Consider the following 7,447-nt stretch of genomic DNA (forward strand, 5'->3'; position numbering starts at 1 on the left):
TTAGCGCTCTGTGGCGGTCTATGATGGTCACGCGAGCCTTAAGGAGTGGGCCGAGTCGCAGGCCGCGGCGTACGTGACCGCGCGCCGTTGGTACGCGGCCGGTGTGCTCCCGGTTCCGGCGCGCAAGGTCGGTGGGCTGATCCTCGTCGGCGGACATGCGGCAGGGCCGGTCCGCGCCACGCCGTTCAAAGGACCTCATCCCCAGCGCGGTGGGCGTCCATCTGGCCCCGCTGGCCGGGACCGATGGCCCCTGATCAATACCGTTCATCGTCCTAACCTCGGCATGGCAGGTACAAGACGTCAGGGGGGCGTGATGAACGGACCGAGAACGAAGTCAGCCGATGCGCTCGCGCGCGACGTGATCCGGACCGCCCATGGGCAGGACATGATCATCGGACGGCTTCCCCTGGATGGGGAGGGCCAGGGCGCCAGCCAGATCATTCTGAACGTCGGCTGCCAACGGCACGACCGCGGCGAGGAGTGGGCGCGCCTGACCGTGCCCGAGGCGCGGCAGCTGGCCGGACGGCTGCTGGGGCAGGCCGCGGCAGCCGAACGCGACCGCGAGGATGCCGTCGGGACAGCAGACTCGGCGCTTGACCGCGGGCGGGACACGGCTGGGTCCGGAGACGGTCACCCGGGCCGGATCGATGTGGCCTACCTTGCGGGTGAGTCGTACGCGATCGGGGTCCGTGGACACGAGATGCTGGTTGACCAGCCGCTGCGGCACGGTGGTGACGACATCGCGGCGACGCCGACAGAGTTGTTCGTCGCCTCACTCGCATCCTGCGTCGCCTTCTACGCCGGCCGGTACCTCACCCGCCATGGAGTGTGCCGGGACGGTCTGCGGGTTGCTGCCGAGTTCGACATGGCGACTGACCGACCCGCCCGGGTGGCGGCGGTGCGGCTGCGAATCGCCGTTCCCGCCAGTCTGCCGGAACGGCGCCGGCCCGGCCTCGTAGCGGTGGCCTCGCACTGCACCGTCCACAACTCGCTGCACCAGCCGCCCGACGTCGGCATAGAGATCGCCTGATAAAGGCCGCTACCGGTTCGGGTACCTACCGTGGGCGATCATGGGTAGGCCGTCCTTCGGTCGCAGGGTGACCAGGGATTGCGGTGTGACGGGCAGGCCGGGTACGGGGGTGAAGGACCAGCGGCGGGCGATAGCGGCCAGGGCGAGCACGCCTTCGGTGATGGCGAAGGTGTTGCAGATGCACTGGCGGGGGCCGGCGCCGAACGGGAAGTAGGCGAAGCGAGGCCGCATCTTCGGCCCGGCGTCGGCCGGCTCATCGGCGGTGTCGGGCCCGGTCCAGCGGATGGGGTCGAAGAGTTCCGGTCGCGGCCACCAGCGCTCGTCGCGGTGCACCACCCATTGGCTGAAGACCGGGGTGGAGCCGGCGGGCAGGCGGTAGCCGGCGACGTCGCGGTCTTCGACGAGGTGGCGGCCCATGGCCCAGACGGGCGGGTACAGCCGCATCGCCTCGCTGATGACCGCGTTGGTGTAGGGCAACTGGGGCAGGTCGTCGATCGTCGGCCGCCGCTCGCCGAGCACCCGGTCGAGTTCGGCCTGCAGAGTCGCCAGTACTTCCGGATCCCGGCCGAGTAGGTGGAACGTCCAGGTCAGTGCGTTAGCGGTGGTCTCGTGGCCGGCGAGCAGGAGGGTGAGCGCCTCGTCGCGGACCTGGGAGTCGTCCATCGACGCGCCGGTGTCGGCGTCGCGGGCGGTCAGCAGCAGGGACAGCAGGTCGTTACCGGTGGCGCCGGTGGCGCGGCGGTCGGCGATCAGATCGTGGACGACGCGGTCGAGCGCGTTCCGGGCGTCTCGTCGGCGCCGGGGCGCCGGGAGCGGTAGCCGTTCGAGGGTAGTGAAGCCGGGAAGTTGGGCTCGGCGGGCTGCGGGCATGTTCTGGTCGAGAGCGGCCCGAATGACGTCGACGACGTGGCTGTCCAGGTCGACGTCGAACAGGGTCCGGGCGACGATCGCCAGGGTCATCTCGGTCATCTCGGTGTGCACGTCGAGGCGCTGCCCGTCCCGCCAGCCGTCGGCGGTCTTGTCCGCGATGGCCGCGAAGGCGTCGGCGTAGCCGGCGATCCGCTGCTTGTGGAACAGCGGCTGCAGCAGCCGGCGCTGCTGGCGGTGGGTGTCCCCGGCGCTGGTCAGCAGGCCCTGGCCCAGCAGCAGTGCCAGCGGCTGCACCACCGTTCGCCGGGAACCGGCGCCGCGGCGTACGGCACCTTTGGCGTAGGCCCGGTGTCCGCTGACCAGGGCGTCAGCAATCGCGTCCGGGTCGGTGACGAGGAAGGCCGACACCGGCCAGCTCGCCAGGCGCACCACCGGCCCATGGGCGCGGGCCAGCTCGTTGAGCCGGGTGAGCGGGTCGGCACGCAGCCGCCGGATCGCCTCGACCGGCCCCTCTCCCGAGCCGGGCACCCTGTCGGAGGTCTTGATGTCGGAGGTCTTGGCTGTGGATGGTGGCGCGGCGACGGAGCGGACGTGGGGAGCGCGGCTCATCACGACTTCCTTTCGGGCGGAGATGGGAGCGAGTGGGGTGGACGCAGGGGAAGCGGGCGCGCGGTGCTGAGGGCGCGCGGTGCTAATAGCCGATTAGCTGACGAGCACCACCGCGACGAGAAGGCCGATCTTCACGGCGAGGGCGACGTCGGCGGTCCGGCCGGTGGCGTTCGGCAGGCCGACCGCCGTCAGCAGGGTTACGGCGGCGCGCCGGACCGCCGGCCACAGCAGGACGGCCAGGCTCGCGCCGCACCCCGCGACGGCCAGTCGAAGGCCCACCGGGCCGGCAGCGACGACGCCGGCGATGGTCGACGCCGCGATAAGGGCGAATGCCTTGACAGCCGCGAAGGCCGTGACCGTCCGGCGAGCGCGGAGCAGAAGGGCGGACACGGCCGCGGACACGGCGACCATGACCAGAGCGGTCAGCGGGGTCAGCGGCTCGGGCCCAGTCTCGGCCAGGCGGGTGACATGCAGGTGCGGCACCGGCTGTTCGAGCCGCAGTGCCGCTGCCGTCAGCACGGTGAGCGCAGCGACGCCGGCTTGCACACCGCGCAGGACCGCCACGGCCGCGACCACCAGGAGCAGACGGCGCAGACGTCTCCGGGCCGGCGTGCCCCCGTGGCCGACGAGCGGCCTGGTCACCGAATGTTCTCCTAAAGTCACTGGCCGCATGTGCGCCTACGCGGAGCAGGCCCACGCGATCGAACCGGCGAGCGTTCGGCCGCCGGTGCTCGTCGCCGAGAAGGAAACGTCGCCACCAGTAGCGGTGACCTGCGCGGTGGCCGGTACGGCGGTGATCGCGTAGTGGGCATCCGGGCCGGTCATCGACACAGTCACCGAAGCCTGGTAGCTCCCTGGCCCGTGGTAACCGGCCACCCGCACGACGTCCGAGACGGCGTAGCCGTGGACCGAGCCGCTCGCCGACGCCACGTAGCGGGCGCCCGCGGTCTGGCAGCTCACCACCGTGTCGACGTGGCCGGAGACCGCCACCGGGGAGGTGATGGCCACGGTCAGGGAGCCCGGCCCGCCGGCACCCTTCCCGACCGCATCCGTGGATGTCGCGGCAGCCGACGCCGCCGCCGACACCGGTGTCGTTGAGGTTGGCTGGTCGGCTACCTGCCCGGCGGTCGCCGTCGCCGGCGCGGCGGTCACTACCCGGGCGCCAGGCTGGCAGGCCGCGATGGTAAGCAGCGCCGCACCGGCAACGGTAGCCGTTGCGAGACCTCGACGGACCGGAGCCTGAAGGTTCATGGGAACGGGACACCTGCCTTCGGGAGATCGGAGATGGTCAGGTGGCCCCGACGGGTGACCGTGGGAGCCAGCCGGCTGGGTGCCACGGTTTCCGTGGACCGGCTGTGCCCGTGTCCCCTGCCAGCAAGGCAAGAACATCAGCCTGGAATGAGAACCCTTTCCCGGCAAGATGTGAGGCACATTCGGATCCGCAGTTTTCTTGCTATGACCGGGCAACCCGCGGAGGCGGTGAACGCGGCGTCACTGGTCGAAACGGGCCGGCCCGGTCAGAGGAGGTTGACGGGCCGGACCGCGGCCAATTCTTCCCCTGTGCCGGCGGGGAGGACGATGCGGACGGTGGTGCCGGCGCCGGGGGCGCTGTCGAGGGTGGCGGTGCCGCCGTGGGCGGCGGCGATGGCGGCGACGATCGCCATTCCGAGGCCGCTGCCGGTCCGGCCACCGCCGCGGCTGCCTGCCGCCGACGGTCCTCGAAGGCCGCCTGAATCTGGCCGAGCATGGTGTTGAGCGCCGCCGCGAGCTGACCGGTCTCGGTGCGCGGACGCCCCGGCGGGACCCGCCGAGCCAGGTCGCCGCCGGCGATGGCGGCCGCCGTACGGGTGATGTCCCGCAGCGGGCGTAGCCCCCGGCCGAGCAACAGCCAAGCCGCCGTACCGGTCAGCGTGAGTACGGCCGCACCAGCGGCGGCCTCGTCCAGGGTCACATCGGCGAACGTGAGCACCGGCGCCGGCGGCACCCTGGCCGGGTCTCCCGCACTCATCCCCACCTCTTCCCGCCGCCCTTCAGCCCTCGCCAGCCCGGCCGGCGGGCTCCACCCCCGGCCACCACGAGGTCAGCGGCTCGTCGCACCTCGCATTCCATACAAGAAAGATGTGAATTCCGTACGAAAGCGGGTGGTGAGACGTAGCGGCGTAGGTGGCTGTCGAACTCGTACTCGGCGCGGTCGGCACCACGCCGCCCGCTCCCGGCACGCTATGGCGCGAGCAGATCAAAATCATGGTTGGGCGGGTATGCCAGGCTGTGGGCATTCCCTTGCCCGCTTATGGGCGCCGACCAGAGGGGTCCGATGATCATCCGTTTCCCCCGCACGTCTTGGTTGCTCGCCGTGTTCGTCGCTGGCGCGGTCGCCCTCACCGGCTGCTCGGGGCCACTTCGGCGCTCCGCGGCAGGCCCGGCAGAGCCCGCCAGCACCGCGACGGCTTCTACGCCGGCCGCTGTCCCGGTCGGATCGTCGGTACGGTCGATCAACGTCGGCGGCGCCACCCGCGCCTACCGGCTGTACCGGCCGCCGACTCTGCCCGCGCGGGCGCCGCTCGTCGTCATGATCCACGGCGGTTTCGGTGGCGCGGAGCAGGCCGAGAACTCCTACGGCTGGGACGCCGAGGCCGACCGCGGCCATTTTCTCGTCGCCTATCCCGAAGGGCAGAACCATGCCTGGTCCGTCGGCGGCGGTTGTTGCGGAAAGCCCGGTGCGACCGACGTGGATGATGTCGCCTTCATCACTGGCATGGTCGCCGCCATCCAAGCCGCCGTACCGGTCGACACCGCTCGTATCTACGCCACCGGAATCTCCAACGGCGGCATGATGGACTACCGGTTGGCCTGCGACACCAGCATTTTCGCCGCGATCGGACCCGATTCGGCGACCCTGCTCGGCACCTGCCCCGCACCGCGGCCAATCTCCGTCATCGCCATTCACGGCACCGCAGACCACACCGTACGCTACTACGGCGGCGAGGGTGACGGGATCGCAAAAATCAACGGACCGGCCGTCCCGTTCGTGAACGCGATGTAGCGTACCGCCGATCATTGTGCCACCCCGGCCACAACCACTACGGAAAGCGCCACCACCTTTATCGTCACCTGCCCGCAGGGACGGGCCGTGGAACTGGTCACCATTGCCGGCGCGGGCCACCAGTGGCCCGGCGGTGCCCGCCACCCGACGGCCGAGCGAATCCTGCATCTCGACCCGCCGTCAACCGCCCTGAATGCCACCGCGACCATCTGGGCCTTCTTCACCCATCAGGCAAGGTGAACCGCACGCCGGCGGGACTTTCGTTCTCCTCGTCCGCGGCGCTGCTGTGGCGGGCCGGCCCTGACCCGGCTGAATCTGCCCGTCGTGAGGGACCCGCACCGAGGCGGCCGTCGCCCGGGCGACGGCTCGACGTGCGCTGACCCGGGCGCCGGTCGCCTGACCGGCCGCGTGGCCCGCCCCACCGGGAGCAGATGATCCTCGCCGTCATACACTGCCCTGCGCGATCAGCAGGTGGCGTGTACCGGTGCGGAAGGGTCCATGTGAACGTCCTGGAAGCGGTGTTTCTCGGCGCGGTCGAGGGGCTGACGGAATTTCTGCCGGTGTCCAGCACCGGACACCTGACAATTTTGGAGAAGCTGCTCGGCCACGACATCGACGACCCGGACATCACCGCTTTCACCGCGATCATCCAGGTCGGTGCGGTTCGCCACCCTGCTTTACTTCCGGCATGATTTCCAGCGCCTTCTGGCGGCGTGGGGCCGCGGTGTGCGCGATCCCGCCTGGCGGGAGCATCCGGATTACCGGTTCGGCTGGGCCGTCATTCTCGGATCGATTCCCATCGGTCTGGTCCGGGTGGCCTTCAAGGATCAGATCGAGACCACGCTACGCAGCCTGTGGTTCGTCGGCGGTGCGCTGATCCTCTGGAGCGGGGTGATGGGGTACGCGGACCACGTAGGTACCCAGAAACGTCACGAGGAGGACGTGACGTGGAAGGACACCCTGGTGATCGGCATCGTGCAGTGCATGGCGCTGATCCCGGGTATCTCGCGATCCGGGGCGACCATGTCGGCGGGGTTGCTGCGTGGCCTGGACCGGGTGGCGGTGACCCGGCTGTCCTTCTTCCTGTCCATCCCGGCCCTGATGGCGGCCGCGGCGTTGCAGGTCCTCACGAAGTCCGACGACATCGCCGACGGGGTGGGCTGGCCGGCGACGATCATCGCGACCGTGGTCAGCTTTGCCGTCGCCTACGTCGCGATCGCCTGGCTGTTGAAGTTCATTGCCAGACACAGCTACGGCGTCTTCATCGGTTACCGGCTGGCGCTCGGTGCCACCGTGCTCTTCCTCGTGGCCACTGGGATCGTCTCGGCGACCTGAGCCGGCGACCATCTTCGTCCGGCTCCCGCGGGGCGGCTCGACCACGTAAGTTTCAATCCACCGTCTTGCGGGTTCGTGGTTGTCCCCACGGGATGGGGAGACCGCCGGCCGCGCGGCCACGGAGGAAGGACTGTGATGCGGGATCTGCGTTCGCTGCCCAAGGGCCATCTGCATCTGCATTTCGAGCTGGGGATGCGGCCGTCGACGCTGGCCGACCTGGCCGCCGCCGCGGGCGTTCCGACTCCCCGCACCACGGGGTTTACCGAGTTCGGGGGCTTCAGCGAAGTGATCGCCGGCATCCTGCCGGTCTTCCGCCGGCCCGAGGACTTCGAACGCCTCGTCGACGAAATGATCATCGATGCCGCGGATGAGGGCGTCACCTACCTCGAACCCAGCTTCTGGCCGTACGTTCATCTAGCGGGAGTTTCCTAGATAGTTCGATCTTGGTTGGAGTTTTCGCAGCCCATGACCAAAGTTTATCTTCCGGATGTGTATTACCTAAGTCCGGGGTGCCCACCTCGCGAGGCCGAAGATCTCGGCGAGCCGGTCCTGGGTGGGGG

The 7,447-nt window shown here is 69.9% G+C and carries 8 protein-coding genes and 2 pseudogenes; 5 read left to right on the forward strand and 5 right to left on the reverse strand.

Going from position 1 to position 7,447, the window contains the following annotated elements; all coding sequences use genetic code 11:
- The first annotated feature begins 313 nt into the window (after positions 1 to 313).
- The gene (locus AC08OX_RS12450) at positions 314 to 1,030 is read left to right on the forward strand and encodes an OsmC family protein (RefSeq protein WP_476607974.1); all 717 of its coding nucleotides are present in this window, start codon (positions 314 to 316) and stop codon (positions 1,028 to 1,030) included.
- Positions 1,031 to 1,039: 9 nt separating this feature from the next.
- On the opposite strand, the gene AC08OX_RS12455 is transcribed toward AC08OX_RS12450, so the two are convergent.
- From AC08OX_RS12455 to AC08OX_RS12475, 5 genes and pseudogenes are all read right to left on the reverse strand, one after another.
- A complete protein-coding gene (locus AC08OX_RS12455) occupies positions 1,040 to 2,509 on the reverse strand; it encodes a cytochrome P450 (RefSeq protein WP_476607975.1) in 1,470 nt (489 codons plus the stop codon).
- A 93-nt stretch (positions 2,510 to 2,602) separates the two neighbouring features.
- On the reverse strand, positions 2,603 to 3,151 hold the full coding sequence (locus tag AC08OX_RS12460; RefSeq protein ID WP_476607976.1) for a histidine kinase: 549 nt from the start codon (positions 3,149 to 3,151) through the stop codon (positions 2,603 to 2,605).
- A gap of 36 nt (positions 3,152 to 3,187) precedes the next feature.
- Complete coding sequence (locus AC08OX_RS12465) at positions 3,188 to 3,760, reverse strand: hypothetical protein (RefSeq protein ID WP_476607977.1); 573 nt, start codon at positions 3,758 to 3,760, stop codon at positions 3,188 to 3,190.
- A gap of 266 nt (positions 3,761 to 4,026) precedes the next feature.
- Positions 4,027 to 4,173, reverse strand: a complete 147-nt coding sequence (locus AC08OX_RS12470; protein ID WP_023840010.1) for an ATP-binding protein — start codon at positions 4,171 to 4,173, stop codon at positions 4,027 to 4,029.
- A gap of 125 nt (positions 4,174 to 4,298) precedes the next feature.
- Positions 4,299 to 4,517: pseudogene (locus tag AC08OX_RS12475) on the reverse strand (HAMP domain-containing protein); the annotation flags it as partial.
- Positions 4,518 to 4,823: 306 nt separating this feature from the next.
- Between AC08OX_RS12475 and AC08OX_RS12480 the strand changes: the two are divergent.
- From AC08OX_RS12480 to AC08OX_RS12495, 4 genes and pseudogenes are all read left to right on the forward strand, one after another.
- Positions 4,824 to 5,552: a CE1 family esterase gene (locus AC08OX_RS12480; protein WP_476607978.1), complete on the forward strand. Its 729-nt coding sequence runs from the start codon at positions 4,824 to 4,826 to the stop codon at positions 5,550 to 5,552.
- 87 nt (positions 5,553 to 5,639) lie between these two features.
- Positions 5,640 to 5,792 carry a hypothetical protein gene (locus tag AC08OX_RS12485; protein WP_476607979.1) on the forward strand — a complete coding sequence of 51 codons (153 nt, stop codon included), beginning with the start codon at positions 5,640 to 5,642 and terminating at the stop codon, positions 5,790 to 5,792.
- Positions 5,793 to 6,052: 260 nt separating this feature from the next.
- Positions 6,053 to 6,887, forward strand: a pseudogene (locus AC08OX_RS12490) (undecaprenyl-diphosphate phosphatase).
- A 135-nt stretch (positions 6,888 to 7,022) separates the two neighbouring features.
- Complete coding sequence (locus AC08OX_RS12495; protein ID WP_476607980.1) at positions 7,023 to 7,319, forward strand: hypothetical protein; 297 nt, start codon at positions 7,023 to 7,025, stop codon at positions 7,317 to 7,319.
- The last annotated feature ends 128 nt before the right edge of the window (positions 7,320 to 7,447 follow it).

The organism is Frankia sp. CoBUL1, from assembly GCF_978021245.1.

What these genes read in the sequence shown, in the direction of transcription:
- AC08OX_RS12495 (WP_476607980.1), top strand. Translation starts at nt 7,023, where the DNA reads ATGCGGGATCTGCGTTCGCTGCCCAAGGGCCATCTGCATCTGCATTTC.
- AC08OX_RS12465 (WP_476607977.1), bottom strand. Translation starts at nt 3,760, where the DNA reads ATGAACCTTCAGGCTCCGGTCCGTCGAGGTCTCGCAACGGCTACCGTT.
- AC08OX_RS12480 (WP_476607978.1), top strand. Translation starts at nt 4,824, where the DNA reads ATGATCATCCGTTTCCCCCGCACGTCTTGGTTGCTCGCCGTGTTCGTC.
- AC08OX_RS12455 (WP_476607975.1), bottom strand. Translation starts at nt 2,509, where the DNA reads ATGAGCCGCGCTCCCCACGTCCGCTCCGTCGCCGCGCCACCATCCACA.
- AC08OX_RS12470 (WP_023840010.1), bottom strand. Translation starts at nt 4,173, where the DNA reads ATGGCGATCGTCGCCGCCATCGCCGCCGCCCACGGCGGCACCGCCACC.
- AC08OX_RS12450 (WP_476607974.1), top strand. Translation starts at nt 314, where the DNA reads ATGAACGGACCGAGAACGAAGTCAGCCGATGCGCTCGCGCGCGACGTG.